General features: G+C 48.2%; 2 protein-coding genes. Both read right to left on the reverse strand.

The features are described from left to right. Positions 1-132: RNA chaperone Hfq (hfq, locus tag DMH01_RS42570; RefSeq protein WP_125685102.1), on the reverse strand; the 132-nt coding region annotated here is incomplete at its 3' end. Between the two features lie 85 nt (positions 133-217). Then, positions 218-631: tRNA (adenosine(37)-N6)-dimethylallyltransferase MiaA (gene miaA, locus DMH01_RS42575; RefSeq protein ID WP_125685103.1), on the reverse strand; the 414-nt coding region annotated here is incomplete at its 5' end.

Here is a 631-nt window from a genome sequence, read left to right on the forward strand (position 1 = left end):
GATCACGAACTGATCAAAAGACTCGATTTGCCCTTGCAGCTTAATACCATTCACCAAATAAATAGAAACTGGAACACGTTCCCGACGCAGTGCGTTCAGGAACGGATCTTGTAAAGATTGCCCCTTAGCCATTCTCTCTTTTCCTTATATGCTTATTTGTACTTTGAACCTTTCGATTCTGAAAAAATTGCGCACGATACGTCTCAATTGTACACATTCAGCCTGCGATAGCACCAACAACCTGTAATACTTCGTCACGCGCCTGTTCTGGTTTTTCACTGTCAAGCCAGTGAACCCCTTCCCAACCACGCAGCCAGGTTATCTGCCGCTTCGCCAACTGTCTCGTGGCGCAAACACCTCGATAAACCATTTCATCGTATGAGATTTCGCCTTCAAGGTAAGACCACATCTGGCGATAACCCACGCAACGAATGGAAGGCAAGTCCGTATGCAAATCTCCTCGGGCAAAAAGCGCCCGGACTTCTGCTTCAAAACCTGAAGCCAACATCTGATGAAAACGCTGCTCAATGCGTTGATGGAGCAGTTCACGGCTCGCCGGGGCGATGGCGAACTGATGCACCTGATACGGTAGAGCGTCTCCTGACGTTTGCGTCAGTTCCGTTAAAGTTTT

This window comes from Amycolatopsis sp. WAC 04182, assembly GCF_003947465.1.
Classification (GTDB): Bacteria; Actinomycetota; Actinomycetes; order Mycobacteriales; family Pseudonocardiaceae; genus Amycolatopsis.